This is a genomic window from Pseudomonas sp. DP-17 (genome assembly GCF_022380625.1).
GTDB lineage: Bacteria > Pseudomonadota > Gammaproteobacteria > Pseudomonadales > Pseudomonadaceae > Pseudomonas > Pseudomonas nitroreducens_A.
In genome coordinates this window covers 65,080-80,182 of sequence record NZ_JAKSXG010000016.1, presented here as the reverse complement: position 1 = coordinate 80,182, position 15,103 = coordinate 65,080, and the positions used below count along the sequence as shown (strand labels likewise).

The window sequence follows — 15,103 nt, the reverse complement described above, 5'->3', positions numbered from 1 at the left end:
GACTCACTCCATGTTGAAAACCTTGCGCCGTGGCTTCCTGGTCCTGCTCGCGATCCTCCCGCTGTTCGCCCAGGCCGAGCAGACCGCACAGCAGGTCGTGCAGCAGACCGTCGATAACCTGCTGACGGACCTGAAAACCAACAAGGCCAGCTACAAGGCCAATCCCCAGGCGTTCTACGACACGCTGAACCGCATCCTGGGCCCGGTGGTGGATTCCGAGGGCATCGCCAAGGGCGTGATGACCGTCAAGTATTCCCGCCAGGCTTCGCCGGAGCAGATCAAGCGCTTCGAGGAAACCTTCAAGAACAGCCTGTTCCAGTTCTACGGCAATGCGCTGCTGGAGTACGACAACCAGGACATCCGCGTGCTGAACACCGGCAAGCAGGATCAGGACCGTGCTTCGGTGAACATGGAAGTGGTGGGCGGCAGCGGCGCCATCTATCCGGTGCAGTACACCATGGTCAACCAGGGCGGCACCTGGCGCCTGCGTAACGTGATCATCAACGGCATCAACATCGGCAAGCTGTTCCGTGACCAGTTCGCCGATTCCATGCAGAAGAACCGCAATGACCTGGAAGCCACCATTGCCGGTTGGGGCCAGGTGGTCGCCAAGGCCAAGGACGCTGCCAAGGGCCAGCCGGAAGGCGGCGCAGAATGACCCAGGGCAGCATCACGGAGCGCGCCGAGGGCGAACTGGCCCTCGCCGGCGTGCTGGATTACAGCACCGGCCCCGCGCTGCGCCAGCAGGGCGCCCAGCTGATCGCTGCCAGCAAGGCGAGCGCTCTGCGCCTGGATTGCTCGGAGGTGGAACATTCCAGTAGCGTCGGATTGTCGCTGCTGCTGTCCTATATCCGTGATGCACGCAAGGCCGGCAAGACGCTGCAAGTCTCCGGCATGCCCAAGGACATGCAGGAAATCGCCAAGGTTGGCGAGCTTCTGGAGATTCTGCCGTTACAGCATTGAAACAGTGAAAAGGCCCTCCGTCCGCGACTTCCCCGCCGGGGTTCGCAGGCGGGGGGCTTTTTTGTATCATGGCCGACCCGCGCGCGTAGGGCGCCGAACGAGGTTGAGCATGCAGGCCGTAGAAGTCAAAAACTTCCTGGAATCGAAACTCCCAGGTACCCAGATCGAAGTGGAAGGCGAAGGCTGCAATTTCCAGCTGAACCTGATCAGCGACGAGCTCGCCGGCCTGAGCCCGGTCAAGCGCCAGCAACAGATCTATGCCCACCTGAACGAGTGGATCGCCTCCGGGGCCATCCATGCCGTCACCATGAAATTCTTCAGCCGCGCCGCCTGGGCCGAGCGTTCCTGAGCCCACGGGGAAAATAGCAATGGATAAACTGATCATTACCGGCGGCACTCGTCTCGATGGCGAGATCCGCATCTCCGGCGCGAAGAACTCGGCGCTGCCGATCCTCGCCGCGACCCTGCTGGCGGACACCCCGGTGACCGTCTGCAACCTGCCGCACCTGCACGACATCACCACCATGATCGAACTGTTCGGCCGCATGGGCGTGCAGCCGATCATCGACGAGAAGCTCAATGTCGAAGTCGATGCCAGCACCATCAAGACCCTGGTGGCACCGTACGAGCTGGTGAAGACCATGCGTGCGTCGATCCTGGTGCTCGGCCCGATGGTCGCCCGCTTCGGTGAAGCCGAAGTCGCGTTGCCCGGCGGCTGCGCCATCGGCTCGCGTCCGGTGGACCTGCACATCCGCGGCCTCGAGGCCATGGGCGCAGAGATTACCGTCGAAGGCGGTTACATCAAGGCCAAGGCCCCGGCCGGCGGCCTGAAGGGCGCGCACTTCTTCTTCGATACCGTGTCCGTGACCGGTACCGAGAACATCATGATGGCCGCCGCCCTGGCCAATGGCCGCTCCGTGCTGGAAAACGCCGCGCGCGAGCCCGAGGTCGTCGACCTGGCCAACTTCATCAACGCCATGGGCGGTGACGTGCAGGGCGCCGGCACCGACACCATCGTGATCAACGGTGTGAAGAGCCTGGGTGGCGGTGCCAAGTACAGCGTCATGCCCGACCGCATCGAGACCGGCACCTATCTGGTCGCCGCTGCAGCCACCGGTGGTCGCGTCAAGCTCAAGGATACCGACCCGACCATCCTCGAGGCCGTGCTGGCCAAGCTGGTCGAAGCCGGCGCGCACATCACCACCGGCAGCAACTGGATCGAGCTGGACATGAAGGGCAACCGGCCTAAGGCGGTGAACATCCGCACTGCGCCGTACCCGGCATTCCCGACCGACATGCAGGCGCAGTTCATCTCCCTGAATGCCATTGCCGAAGGCACCGGCGCGGTCATCGAGACCGTGTTCGAGAACCGCTTCATGCACGTCTACGAAATGAACCGCATGGGCGCGCAGATCCTGGTCGAAGGCAATACCGCCATCGTCACCGGCGTTCCGCTGCTCAAGGGCGCCCCCGTCATGGCGACCGACCTGCGTGCTTCCGCCAGCCTGGTGATCGCCGCCCTGGTAGCCGATGGCGACACCCTGATCGACCGCATCTACCACATCGACCGTGGCTACGAGTGCATCGAAGAGAAACTGCAACTGCTCGGGGCGAAGATTCGCCGCGTGCCGGGCTAGGGCTGCGCCAGACCATGCTGACGATTGCCCTGTCCAAGGGCCGCATCCTCGACGACACCCTGCCGCTGCTCGCAGCGGCGGGCATCGTGCCGACTGAGAATCCGGACAAGAGCCGCAAGCTGATCATCCCCACCACCCTCGATGACGTACGTCTGCTGATCGTGCGCGCCACCGATGTGCCGACCTATGTCGAGCACGGTGCCGCCGACCTCGGCGTGGCGGGCAAGGACGTGCTCATGGAGTACGGTGGCCAGGGCCTCTACGAGCCGCTGGACCTGAAGATTGCCAACTGCAAACTGATGACCGCCGGTGCGGTCGGCGCGCCGGAGCCCAAGGGCCGCCTGCGCGTGGCCACCAAGTTCGTCAACGTCGCCAAGCGCTACTACGCCGAGCAGGGCCGCCAGGTCGACGTGATCAAGCTGTACGGCTCCATGGAGCTGGCACCGCTGGTCGGCCTCGCCGACAAGATCATCGACGTGGTCGACACCGGTAATACCCTGCGTGCGAATGGCCTGGAGCCCCAGGAGCTGATCGCGCACATCAGCTCGCGTCTGGTGGTGAACAAGGCCTCGATGAAGATGCAGCATGCTCGCATCCAGGCACTGATCGACACCCTGCGCGAAGCGGTGGAGTCTCGACACCGGACGTAATTCCTAGCGCGGCCGTCTGGCTGCGCCCGTGACCGCCATGGATGGCGGGAATGCCGAAAATGCAGGAGCAGCTTTTCGGCCCTATCCGTGTCATAGCCAAATTTTCTCGGGTGCCCGCACGGAAGGCTTGATAGTCTTGCGGCGCCCGAGATCATGCCAATTAAAGAGGCCAGCTATGACCGCACCCTTCGCACTCCGTCGACTCAACGCCGCCGATCCGGACTTCGCGCGTCATCTGGACCATCTGCTCTCCTGGGAAAGCGTGTCCGACGATGCAGTGAACCAGCGCGTACTGGACATCATCGCCGACGTGCGCAGCCGCGGAGACGCTGCCGTGGTGGAGTTCACCCAGCGCTTCGACGGCGTCGACGCCAAGACCATGGCTGACCTGATCCTGCCGCGCGAGCGCCTGGAGCTGGCCCTGACCCGCATCACTCCGGCCCAGCGAGAGGCGCTGGAAACGGCTGCCGAACGCGTGCGCAGCTACCACGAGAAGCAGAAGCAGGACTCCTGGCGCTATACCGAAGCCGACGGCACCGTGCTCGGCCAGCAGGTCACCCCGCTGGATCGCGCCGGCCTGTACGTGCCCGGTGGCAAGGCGTCCTACCCGTCATCCGTACTGATGAATGCCATTCCGGCCAAGGTCGCCGGCGTTGCGGAAGTGGTGATGGTGGTGCCGACTCCGCGCGGCGAGATCAACGAGATCGTCCTCGCCGCTGCCTGCATCGCCGGTGTCGACCGCGTCTTCACCATCGGTGGCGCCCAGGCCGTGGCCGCGCTGGCCTACGGCACCGAGAGCGTGCCGCAGGTGGACAAGATCGTCGGCCCGGGCAACATCTACGTCGCCACCGCCAAGCGCCACGTGTTCGGCCAGGTCGGCATCGACATGATCGCCGGCCCCTCGGAAATCCTCGTGGTCTGCGACGGCGGTACCGATCCGGACTGGATCGCCATGGACCTGTTCTCCCAGGCCGAGCACGACGAAGATGCCCAGGCCATCCTGGTCAGCCCGAACGCCGAATTCCTCGACAAGGTCGCCGCCAGCATCGAGAAGCTGCTGCCGACCATGGAGCGTGCCGAGATCATTCGCACCTCGCTGACCAACCGGGGGGCGCTGATTCTGGTCGCCGACGAGGAGCAGGCCTGCCAGGTGGCCAACCGCATCGCCCCGGAACACCTGGAACTGTCCGTGGCCGACCCGGAAAGCTGGCTGCCGAAGATCCGCCACGCCGGCGCCATCTTCATGGGCCGCTACACCGCCGAGGCGCTGGGCGACTACTGCGCTGGCCCGAACCACGTGCTGCCGACTTCCGGCACCGCGCGCTTCTCCTCGCCGCTGGGCGTGTATGACTTCCAGAAGCGTTCCTCGATCATCTTCTGCTCCGCGCCGGGCGCTTCCGAGCTGGGCAAGACCGCTTCGATCCTGGCCCGTGGCGAGTCGCTGACCGCCCACGCGCGCAGTGCAGAGTTCCGCATCCTTGACGTCAAGAGTGAATAACCGATGAGCAAATTCTGGAGTCCCTTCGTCAAGGAACTGGTGCCCTACGTTCCGGGCGAGCAGCCGAAGCTGGCCAAGCTGGTCAAGCTGAACACCAACGAGAACCCCTACGGCCCGTCGCCGAAGGTGGTCGCCGCGATCCAGGCCGAGCTGAACGACACGCTGCGACTGTATCCGGACCCGAACGCCGACCGCCTGAAGCAGACCATCGCCCACTACCACGGCGTGAAGGCATCCCAGGTGTTCGTCGGCAACGGCTCGGACGAAGTCCTGGCCCACGCCTTCCACGCGCTGTTCCAGCACGGCAAGCCGCTGCTGTTCCCGGATGTGACCTACAGCTTCTACCCGGTTTACTGCGGCCTCTACGGCATCGAGTTCGAAGCGCTGCCGCTGGACGAGCAGTTCCAGATTCGGGTGGAGGACTATGCGCGTCCGAACGGCGGCATCATCTTCCCCAACCCCAATGCGCCCACCGGTTGCCTGCTGCCGCTCGAGGCCATCGAGCGCCTGCTGCAGGCGAGCCCTGACAGTGTGGTGCTGGTAGACGAGGCGTACGTCGACTTCGGTGGCGAGACGGCGATTTCCCTGGTCAACCGCTATCCGAACCTGCTGGTGGCGCAGACCCTGTCCAAGTCGCGCTCCCTGGCAGGGCTGCGGGTTGGTTTCGCGGTGGGGCATGAGGACCTGATCGAAGCGCTGGAACGGGTGAAGAACAGCTTCAACTCCTACCCGCTGGACCGCCTGGCCTTGGCCGGCGCGGTGGCATCCTTCGAGGACCAGGCCTACTTTGAGCAGACCTGCAACGCGGTTATCCACAGCCGCGAGAAGCTGGTGGCCGAGCTCAGGACCCTGGGCTTCGATGTGCTGCCTTCCGCGGCGAATTTCATCTTCGCCCGCCACCCGCAGCGCGACGGCGCCGAACTGGCGGCTGCCCTGCGCGAGGAGGGCGTGATCGTGCGCCACTTCAAGCAGCAACGGATCAACCAGTTCCTGCGCATCAGTATCGGCACCCAGGAGCAGAACCAGGCTCTGGTGGATGCCCTGCGGTTGAAGCTGTAAGGCTGTACCGCTGCAAGAGAAACGGCGCCCGAGGGCGCCGTTTTCATTTTTTCGCGACTGGGATCAGTTGCCGTTGGGGGCGGGCGGCGGGCGCAGGCCGACTTCGGCGTTGAGCGTCACCGGCTTGCCGTTGCGCAGCACTTCGATGGTGATCTTCTCGCCCGGCTTGGTACGCGCGACCTGGTTCATCGAGCGGCGGCCATCGCTGGCGGCCTCGCCATCGATGTTCAGGATGATATCGCCCGGCAGCAGGCCGCCCTTGGCGGCGGGGCCGTCGCGGTAGACACCGGCGACGACGATGCCGGCCTTGTCCTTGAGGTCGAAGGATTCGGCCAGTTCCGGGGTCAGCGGCTGCACTTCGACGCCGAGCCAGCCACGGATCACCTGGCCGTGCTCGATGATCGACTGCATGACTTCCAGGGCCAGCTTGGTCGGGATGGCGAAGCCGATACCCTGGGAACCGCCGGACTTGGAGAATATCGCGGTGTTGATGCCGATCAGGTTGCCGTTGGCGTCCACCAGCGCGCCGCCGGAGTTGCCCGGGTTGATTGCCGCGTCGGTCTGGATGAAGTCTTCGTAGGTGTTCAGGCCCAGCTGGTTGCGGCCGGTGGCGCTGATGATGCCCATGGTGACGGTCTGGCCGACGCCGAAGGGGTTGCCGATGGCCAGGCAGACGTCGCCGGTGCGGATGCCGTCGGAGCGGCCGAGCATGATCGAGGGCAGGTCCTTGAGGTCGATCTTCAGCACCGCGAGGTCGGTCTCGGGATCGCTGCCCACCAGGCGGGCGATGGTCTCGCGGCCGTCGCGCAAGGCCACGACAATCTGGTCGGCACCGGCGGTCACATGGTTGTTGGTCAGCAGGTAGCCTTCGGGGCTCATGATCACCGCCGAACCCAGGCTCGACTCCATGCGCTTCTGCTGCGGCAGGTTATCGCCGAAGAAGCGCCGGAACAGCGGATCGTCGAGCATCGAGTTGTTCGGCTTGCTGACCATCTTGGTGGTGTACAGGTTGGCCACGGCGGGCGATGAGCGGGTCACGGCGTCGGCGTAGCTGACCGGGCCCTGCTGGATGCGGCTGAGCAGCGGAGCCTGTTGCAGGTGTACTTCCTGCTGCGGAAGGCCGACCCATTGCGGGTTATGCTGGATGATCAGTAGCGCCAACAGGACGCCAACCAGCACGGGCCAGCCGAGGAATCGCAGGGCCTTCAGCATCGAAGAAAATCCTTGGGGTTGCTTGGCCGGGGGATGGCCGATAGGGTGGCGGCCATTATACGGGCGGCGAGCCAAGAAAATAGACGCTCGCGGCCGTGTTTGGAGGAATTTCGATGGCAATCTCATTGAGCACGCTGGTCGAGGAAGCGGATCGTTTCCTCGACGCGGCGAAGATCCAGGATTACTGCCCCAACGGCCTGCAGGTCGAGGGCCGCCCGCAGGTGCGCCGTATCGTCTCCGGCGTCACTGCCAGCCAGGCGCTGCTGGATGCCGCGGTGGAAGCGGACGCCGACGTGGTGCTGGTCCACCATGGCTATTTCTGGAAGGGCGAGGACGCCCGCGTCGTGGGCATGAAGCAGCGCCGCCTGAAGACCCTGCTGAACAACGATATCAGCCTGCTGGCCTATCACCTGCCGTTGGACCTGCACGCGGAGGTGGGCAATAACGTGCAGTTGGGTCGCCAGCTTGGCTTCGAGATCGAAGGGCCGCTGGAGCCGGGCAACCCGCGCTCTATCGTGCTGGTCGGCTCGCTGGCCGAACCCATGTTGCCGAGCGATCTGGCGCTGCACGTGCGCCACGTGCTGGGTCGAGAGCCGCTGCTGGTGGATGGCGGCCAGCCGATCCGCCGTATCGCCTGGTGCACCGGTGGGGCCCAGGGCTATATCGACCAGGCGATTGCCGCTGGCGTCGATGCTTACCTGACCGGTGAAGTCTCCGAGCAGACCGTGCACAGCGCGCGGGAGAACGGTATCAGCTTCATTGCTGCCGGCCACCACGCCACCGAGCGCTACGGCGTGCAGGCGCTGGGGGATTACCTGGCCAAGCGCTTCGCCATCGAACACCTGTTCATCGACTGCCCGAACCCGGCCTGAACCTTCGGCGCGATGAAAAAAGCCGGCTCACTGAGCCGGCTTTTTCGTTCGCACCTCAGCGGTAGCCGTGGCGCTGGCGGTCGACTGCCTTGCCCAGTTCCCACACCGCCATGGCGTAGTGTGTGCTGTGGTTGTAACGGGTGATCACGAAGAAGTTCGGCAGGCCGTACCAGTACTGGTACGTATTGCCCATGTCCAGACGCAGCAGGCTGGCGCTCTGGTGGTTGCCCAGCGAGCCCTGCGGACGCAGGCCGGCGTTGGCCAGCACGCTGATCGGATACTGGGTCTTGAAACCATCTTCCAGCGAACGGGCCTGGCCAATGGCCGGGATTGCCACCGCATCGCCGGTGACCCAGCCGTGCTGCTTGAAGTAGTTGGCCACGCTGCCAATGGCATCGCGCGGGTTCCACAGGTCGCGGTGGCCGTCGCCATCGAAATCCACCGCGTATTTAGTGAAGGAGGAAGGCATGAACTGCCCGTAACCCATGGCGCCGGCATACGAGCCGCGCATATCGAGCGGGTTGTCGCCTTCCTTGCGCGCCTGCAGGAGGAACTGCTCCAGTTCGCCGCTGAAGAACTCGGCGCGGCGCGGATAGGAGAAGGAGAGCGTGGCCAGCGCGTCGATGATCCGCGTCTTGCCCATCACGCGTCCCCACCGCGTTTCCACGCCGATGATGCCGACGATAATTTCCGGCGGCACACCATAGGTGCGCGACGCGCGCTGCAGATCGGCCTCGTACTGGTCCCAGAACTGCACGCCCTTCGCCACGTTGTCTGGCGTGAGGAACTTCTTCCGGTAGCGCAGCCAGGCACCGTTCGGGCCGCTGGGAGGGGTGTAGGTCGGTGCCTGGCGATCCATCAGGCGGATCACCCAATCCAGTTCGCGGGTCTGGGCGAACAGATCCTGCAGGTCCTGGCGGTTGAAGTTGTGCTGGCTGACCATGCGATCGATGAAACGCTGGGCGCTGGCGTTGCCGGCGAAATCGCCGCGCAGCGGGGTGATCGGCTGCACCGAGCCGAACGCCGGGTGGGCGCTTGGGGTGATCAGGGTCGGAGTCTTCGGCTTCTGGGCCGGCTGTGGGGCGGGAGTCGGTTTGCTGCTGCACGCGGAGATCAGGACAAGCAGAGGCAGGGCGAAAGCGATGCGGCGCATGGGAATCTTCTGGGGACAGGAAAACGTGCCGCTATGCTAGCGCAGTGCCGGCCGCGCACAAGCCGGGAGAGCATCATGGACGTTGCTGACTCTGTTGCAGGAAAAGTCCCGAGGCTTATTCCGACATTGCATTTGGGGCTTTGCTGCGCCTCGTTCGATCCCCACGATTGCCACCCTTCAGACGCCGGCCGGAGCGCTGTCCGGACTGAGCGCGTATGGCTATATAAGTATATTTTTTCGGTATAACCCGCTCGCCGGTTAGAGCCTTGCGCTGTGATAAAGTGCGCCCTCGTCTACGGCCCGCCGGCCGTCCATAAGCAATTCCGTGAGTAGCCATGGTCGACAAACTGACGCATCTGAAACAGCTGGAGGCCGAGAGCATCCACATCATCCGCGAGGTCGCCGCCGAGTTCGACAACCCGGTGATGCTGTACTCGATCGGCAAGGACAGCGCGGTGATGCTCCACCTCGCGCGCAAGGCTTTCTTCCCCGGCAAGCTGCCGTTCCCGGTGATGCATGTCGACACCCGCTGGAAGTTCCAGGAGATGTACAGTTTCCGTACCAAGATGGTCGAGGAGCTGGGCCTGGACCTGATCACCCACATCAACCCTGATGGCGTGGCTCAGGACATCAACCCGTTCACCCACGGCAGTGCCAAGCACACCGACATCATGAAGACCGAAGGCCTCAAGCAGGCCCTCGACAAGCACGGCTTCGACGCCGCCTTCGGTGGCGCCCGCCGCGACGAGGAGAAGTCCCGCGCCAAGGAGCGCGTCTACTCCTTCCGCGACAGCAAGCACCGCTGGGACCCGAAGAACCAGCGCCCGGAACTGTGGAACGTCTACAACGGCAAGGTGAAGAAGGGCGAATCGATCCGCGTCTTCCCGCTGTCGAACTGGACCGAGCTGGACATCTGGCAATACATCTACCTGGAACAGATCCCGATCGTGCCGCTGTACTTCGCCGCCGAACGCGAAGTCATCGAGATGAATGGCTCGCTGATCATGATCGACGACGAGCGCATCCTCGAGCACCTCACGCCCGAGCAGAAGGCCAGCATCCAGAAGAAAATGGTGCGTTTCCGTACCCTGGGCTGCTACCCGCTCACCGGCGCGGTGGAGTCCACCGCTACCTCGCTGCCGGAAATCATCCAGGAAATGCTGCTGACGCGGACTTCCGAACGCCAGGGCCGGGTCATCGACCACGATGCCGCCGGTTCGATGGAAGAAAAGAAACGTCAGGGCTACTTCTAAGGTTCTCGCACCATGTCGCATCAATCCGATCTGATCAGCGAGGACATCCTCGCCTACCTGGCCCAGCACGAGCGCAAGGAACTGCTGCGCTTCCTCACCTGTGGCAACGTCGACGACGGCAAGAGCACCCTGATCGGGCGCCTGCTGCACGACTCCAAGATGATCTACGAGGATCACCTCGAGGCCATTACCCGCGACTCGAAGAAAGTCGGCACCACCGGTGATGACGTCGACCTGGCGTTGCTGGTCGATGGCCTGCAGGCCGAGCGCGAGCAGGGCATCACCATCGACGTGGCGTACCGCTACTTCAGCACCGCCAAGCGCAAGTTCATCATCGCCGACACCCCCGGCCATGAGCAGTACACCCGCAACATGGCGACCGGCGCGTCCACCTGCGACCTGGCCATCATCCTGATCGACGCCCGCTACGGCGTGCAGACCCAGACCCGCCGGCACAGCTTCATCGCCTCCCTGCTGGGCATCAAGCACATCGTCGTGGCCATCAACAAGATGGACCTCAAGGGCTTCGATGAGGGCGTCTTCGAGCAGATCAAGGCCGACTACCTGCAGTTCGCCGACAAGATCAACCTCAAGACCAATTCCCTGCACTTCGTGCCGATGTCGGCGCTGAAGGGCGACAACGTGGTCAACAAGTCCGAGCGCTCGCCCTGGTACACCGGCCAGTCGCTGATGGAAATCCTCGAGACCGTGGAAGTCGCGGGCGACCGCAACCTCGACGACATGCGCTTCCCGGTGCAGTACGTCAACCGTCCGAACCTGAACTTCCGTGGCTTCGCCGGCACCCTGGCCAGCGGCATCGTGCGCAAGGGCGATGAAGTCGTCGCCCTGCCTTCGGGCAAGGGCAGCAAGGTCAAGTCCATCGTCACCTACGAAGGCGAGCTGGAGCAGGCAGGTCCCGGCCAGGCGATCACCCTGACCCTGGAAGACGAAATCGATGTCTCCCGCGGCGACATGCTGGTGCACGCCGACAACCGTCCGCAGGTGACCGACAGCTTCGACGCCATGCTGGTATGGATGGCCGAAGAGCCGATGCTGCCGGGCAAGAAATACGACATCAAGCGCGCCACCAGCTACGTGCCGGGCTCGATCCCGAGCATCACCCACAAGGTGGACGTGAATACCCTGGAGGAGACCGCCGCCAGCGAACTCAAGCTCAACGAGATCGCCCGGGTGAAGGTCAGCCTGGATGCGCCCATCGCACTGGACGGCTACGGCCAGAACCGCACCACGGGCGCCTTCATCGTCATCGATCGCCTGACCAACGGTACCGTCGGTGCCGGTATGATCATCGCCGCGCCGCACTCGAGCCATGGCGCCTCCGTACACCACGGTGCCAATGCCCATGTAGGTCGGGAAGAGCGCGCAGCACGCTTCGGCCAGCAACCGGCCACCGTGTTGTTCAGCGGTCTTTCCGGGGCGGGCAAGAGTACTCTGGCGTATGCAGTGGAGCGCAAGCTGTTCGACATGGGCCGTGCGGTCTACGTGCTGGATGGCCAGAACCTGCGCCATGACCTGAACAAGGGCCTGCCGCAGGACCGCGCCGGTCGCACCGAGAACTGGCTGCGTACTGCCCATGTGGCCCGTCAGTTCAACGAAGCCGGCCTGATCAGCCTGTGCGCCTTCGTCGCCCCGAGCGCAGAAGGTCGTGAACGCGCCAAGTCGCTGATCGGCGCCGAGCGCCTGATCACCGTCTACGTCCAGGCTTCCCCGCAGGTCTGCCGTGAACGCGACCCACAGGGCCTGTACGCCGCCGGCCAGGACAACATCCCGGGCGAATCCTTCCCGTTCGACGTACCGCTGGATGCCGACCTGGTGATCGACACCCAGAGCCAGTCGGTGGAAGAGGGCGTCAAGGCTGTCCTCGACCTGCTGCGCCAGCGCGGCGCGATCTGATCGCACAACGCTGAACTGAAAAGGCCCCGCATCGACGGGGCTTTTTCTTTTGCTCGTGCAGGAGCTGGCCTGCTCGTGAATACTGCCTCAACGATGAGCGTCCAGCGGTTCGCGAGCAAGCTCGCTCCTGCAGGTCGTGTCGTTGCACAGACATGAAAAAGCCCCGCATTTGCGGGGCTTTCTGTGGGCGGGACTTTAGTACTTGCTCTTCAGCCCGTACGTCTCGTCCAGGGTGCCGGGGCCGTCGCCGGTCTTGGGCGCGTAGTCGCGCGGCGCTTCGTTGTTCGCCGGCGGGGTCAGGCGCTCGCGGCGCTCGGGGTATTCGTCGGCGTGCAGGGCGGCCAGCAGGCGCTGCCTGGTCTGTTCGTCCAGGGCCAGGCGCTCGGCGCCTTCGGACAGGTGTTCCTGCACATCCTGATAGCTCTGGGTGAGCTTCTTCATCAGGCTGGCGGAGGTGCTGAAGTGGGTCACCACTTCGCGCTGGTAGCTATCGAAACGATCCTGCATGTCGTCCACCTGACGCTGCAGCTTGTTCGGCGCGGCGTTGGGCAACAGGCGGGCGATCAGAAAGCCGATGCCGACCCCGACGATCAGGGCGAGTAGCGGCAGCAACCAGGTGGTGAGGGACTGTTCCACGCGAATCCTTCCTCTATAGACGGCTTTGCTTTACGTTAGCGGCTTGCACCTGTGCTTGTATACCGTGGCGAACGCATCGCCGCCTGCGCAGGTATTGAGCTAGACGAGACGACCCGCCACGGGGTCACGGAGCTGTTGTTTGACCACCCGCGAAATCCCCCTGTTCCTCGACGGTCCCGAAGGCCAGCTGGAAGCCCTGCACCTCGCCACGCCCTACGCCAAGGGCGTGGTGCTCATCTGTCATCCGCATCCGCTGTTCGCCGGCACCATGCAGAACAAGGTGGTCGCCACCCTGCAGCGCGCTGCTCGCGATGCAGGATACGCCACCCTGCGTTTCAATTTTCGTGGCGTGGGTCAGAGCGCCGGCAGTTACGCCGAAGGCCGCGGTGAGATCGACGACGCGCTGGCCGTCGCGCGCTGGCTGGCCGAGCAGCATCCGGGCCTGCCGCTGACGCTGATGGGCTTCTCCTTCGGCTCCTGCGTGGCCGGCAATGCCGCCGAGCGCCTGGAGGGGGAGGGCGCTGAGCTCGCGCAGCTGTTCATGCTGGCGCCGCCGGTGGAGCGCTTTGATGTCGACCTGCCCGAACGCTGCCCGCTGACGGTGATCCAGCCGGAGGCCGACGAAGTGGTCACGCCCGAGCGCGTCTATGCCTGGAGCGCCGAGTTGAGCAAGCCCCACGAACTGATCCGCATCCCCGAGTGCAGCCATTTCTTCCACGGCAAGCTGATCGAGCTCAAGGACCTGATACAGGCCCGGCTCGCCTAGGCCGACGAGCCGCGTTACCATCCGGCCCGCCCTTTCATTTGTGTTGATTCCTGGATTCCCATGACGACCCGTATCCTGACCGGCATCACCACCACCGGTACTCCGCACCTTGGCAACTACGCCGGCGCCATCCGCCCGGCCATCGTTGCCAGCCGCGATCCGCAGGCAGATTCCTTCTACTTCCTGGCCGACTACCACGCGCTGATCAAGTGCGATGACCCGGCGCGCATCCAGCGTTCGCGCCTGGAAATCGCCGCCACCTGGCTGGCCTGCGGCCTGGATGCGGACAAGGCGACCTTCTATCGCCAGTCCGATATTCCCGAAATCCCCGAACTGACCTGGCTGCTCACCTGCGTCAGCGCCAAGGGCCTGCTCAACCGCGCCCACGCCTACAAGGCCTCGGTGGACAAGAACGTCGAGGCCGGCGAAGACCCGGACGCCGGCGTCACCATGGGCCTGTACAGCTACCCGGTGCTGATGGCCGCGGACATCCTGATGTTCAATGCGCACAAGGTGCCGGTCGGCCGCGACCAGATCCAGCATGTGGAGATGGCCCGCGACATCGGTCAGCGCTTCAACCACCTGTTCGGCAACGGCAAGGAGCTGTTCACCTTGCCCGAAGTGGTGATCGAGGAAGACGTGGCGACCTTGCCGGGCCTGGACGGTCGCAAGATGTCCAAGAGCTACGACAACACCATCCCGCTGTTCGGCAGCGCCAAGCAGCTCAAGGACGCCGTCGCGCGCATCGTCACCGACTCCCGGGCGCCGGGTGAACCGAAGGACCCGGACAACTCGCACCTGTTCACCCTTTACCAGGCCTTTTCCACCCACGAGCAACAGGCCGCGTTCCGCGCCGAGCTGCTCGGCGGCCTGGCCTGGGGCGAAGCCAAGCAGCGCCTGTTCGAACTGCTCGACAACGAGCTGGGCGAGGCCCGTGAGCGCTACCACGCGCTGATCACGCGCCCGGCCGACCTGGAGGACATCCTCCTGGCCGGCGCCGCCAAGGCCCGCCGCATCGCCACCCCGTTCCTCGGCGAGCTGCGCGAGGCCGTGGGCCTGCGCTCGTTCCGCGAGCAGGTGCAGGTGGCGACCGAAGGCAAGAAGAAAGCCGCCAAGTCTGCCCGTTTCGTCAGCTTCCGCGAGGACGACGGCTTCCGCTTCCGCCTGCTGGATGCCGCGGGTGAGCAACTGCTGCTCTCCATCGCCTTCGCCGATGGCAAGGCCGCCGGCCAGGTGACCAAGCGCCTGCAGTCCGAAGAATTGGACCTGCACGCAGAGCTGAACGCTTTCAGCGTGCGTCTGGATGGCGAAGCCGTGGCGTACAGCCCGGAGTTCTCCACCGACGCGGAGCGCGACGCCGCCATGCACCGTCTGCGCGAGGCCCTCGCTCCGCAGGAGTGAGGCGCAGCAGGCCGGTCCGACTACCGGCCAATTGCCAAGAAACGGGGGCGCCGCTAAAGTGTGCGCCCCCGTTTTCGTTGCCTTGCTAC

At 64.5% G+C, this 15,103-nt stretch carries 15 protein-coding genes; 12 read left to right on the top strand and 3 right to left on the bottom strand.

All coding sequences use genetic code 11. The annotated features are described in order from the left end of the window. Positions 1-10 precede the first annotated feature (10 nt). The 7 genes from MJ122_RS25615 (at position 11) to hisC (ending at position 5,807) form a co-directional block, all read left to right on the top strand. Complete coding sequence (locus MJ122_RS25615) at positions 11-658, top strand: ABC transporter substrate-binding protein (protein WP_088421222.1); 648 nt, start codon at positions 11-13, stop codon at positions 656-658. Then, positions 655-963 (top strand): STAS domain-containing protein, encoded by a 309-nt coding sequence (locus tag MJ122_RS25610; RefSeq protein ID WP_239746546.1) that lies wholly within the window; start codon positions 655-657, stop codon positions 961-963. The genes MJ122_RS25615 and MJ122_RS25610 overlap by 4 nt, the downstream gene beginning before the upstream one ends. A gap of 109 nt (positions 964-1,072) precedes the next feature. Continuing rightward, entirely contained in the window at positions 1,073-1,312 is a 240-nt protein-coding gene (locus MJ122_RS25605; protein ID WP_017518139.1) for a BolA family protein, read from the top strand. Between the two features lie 19 nt (positions 1,313-1,331). Continuing rightward, positions 1,332-2,600: a UDP-N-acetylglucosamine 1-carboxyvinyltransferase gene (gene murA / locus MJ122_RS25600; protein WP_239746544.1), complete on the top strand. Its 1,269-nt coding sequence runs from the start codon at positions 1,332-1,334 to the stop codon at positions 2,598-2,600. 14 nt (positions 2,601-2,614) lie between these two features. Then, positions 2,615-3,250: an ATP phosphoribosyltransferase gene (hisG, locus tag MJ122_RS25595; protein ID WP_239746543.1), complete on the top strand. Its 636-nt coding sequence runs from the start codon at positions 2,615-2,617 to the stop codon at positions 3,248-3,250. A gap of 175 nt (positions 3,251-3,425) precedes the next feature. Then, positions 3,426-4,748: a histidinol dehydrogenase gene (gene hisD / locus MJ122_RS25590; RefSeq protein ID WP_239746541.1), complete on the top strand. Its 1,323-nt coding sequence runs from the start codon at positions 3,426-3,428 to the stop codon at positions 4,746-4,748. Positions 4,749-4,751: 3 nt separating this feature from the next. After that, positions 4,752-5,807, top strand: a complete 1,056-nt coding sequence (gene hisC / locus MJ122_RS25585; RefSeq protein ID WP_239746539.1) for a histidinol-phosphate transaminase — start codon at positions 4,752-4,754, stop codon at positions 5,805-5,807. Between the two features lie 63 nt (positions 5,808-5,870). On the opposite strand, the gene algW is transcribed toward hisC, so the two are convergent. Then, complete coding sequence (gene algW, locus MJ122_RS25580) at positions 5,871-7,019, bottom strand: Do family serine endopeptidase AlgW (protein WP_239746537.1); 1,149 nt, start codon at positions 7,017-7,019, stop codon at positions 5,871-5,873. Positions 7,020-7,132: 113 nt separating this feature from the next. Between algW and MJ122_RS25575 the strand changes: the two genes are divergently transcribed. Further along, complete coding sequence (locus tag MJ122_RS25575) at positions 7,133-7,891, top strand: Nif3-like dinuclear metal center hexameric protein (RefSeq protein WP_239746536.1); 759 nt, start codon at positions 7,133-7,135, stop codon at positions 7,889-7,891. Between the two features lie 55 nt (positions 7,892-7,946). Here the strand turns inward: MJ122_RS25575 and mltB are convergent, their stop codons facing one another. Continuing rightward, complete coding sequence (gene mltB, locus MJ122_RS25570) at positions 7,947-9,044, bottom strand: lytic murein transglycosylase B (RefSeq protein WP_239746527.1); 1,098 nt, start codon at positions 9,042-9,044, stop codon at positions 7,947-7,949. 335 nt (positions 9,045-9,379) lie between these two features. Between mltB and cysD the strand changes: the two genes are divergently transcribed. Then, positions 9,380-10,297: a sulfate adenylyltransferase subunit CysD gene (cysD, locus tag MJ122_RS25565; protein ID WP_045209600.1), complete on the top strand. Its 918-nt coding sequence runs from the start codon at positions 9,380-9,382 to the stop codon at positions 10,295-10,297. 12 nt (positions 10,298-10,309) lie between these two features. Next, positions 10,310-12,211: a sulfate adenylyltransferase subunit CysN gene (gene cysN, locus MJ122_RS25560; protein WP_239746525.1), complete on the top strand. Its 1,902-nt coding sequence runs from the start codon at positions 10,310-10,312 to the stop codon at positions 12,209-12,211. 195 nt (positions 12,212-12,406) lie between these two features. Here the strand turns inward: cysN and MJ122_RS25555 are convergent, their stop codons facing one another. After that, on the bottom strand, positions 12,407-12,847 hold the full coding sequence (locus MJ122_RS25555) for a DUF1043 family protein (protein ID WP_088421231.1): 441 nt from the start codon (positions 12,845-12,847) through the stop codon (positions 12,407-12,409). A gap of 139 nt (positions 12,848-12,986) precedes the next feature. On the opposite strand from MJ122_RS25555, the gene MJ122_RS25550 reads away from it, so the two are divergent. Continuing rightward, positions 12,987-13,613: an alpha/beta hydrolase gene (locus tag MJ122_RS25550; protein WP_239746523.1), complete on the top strand. Its 627-nt coding sequence runs from the start codon at positions 12,987-12,989 to the stop codon at positions 13,611-13,613. A 60-nt stretch (positions 13,614-13,673) separates the two neighbouring features. Beyond that, positions 13,674-15,014: a tryptophan--tRNA ligase gene (locus MJ122_RS25545; protein WP_239746521.1), complete on the top strand. Its 1,341-nt coding sequence runs from the start codon at positions 13,674-13,676 to the stop codon at positions 15,012-15,014. The last annotated feature ends 89 nt before the right edge of the window (positions 15,015-15,103 follow it).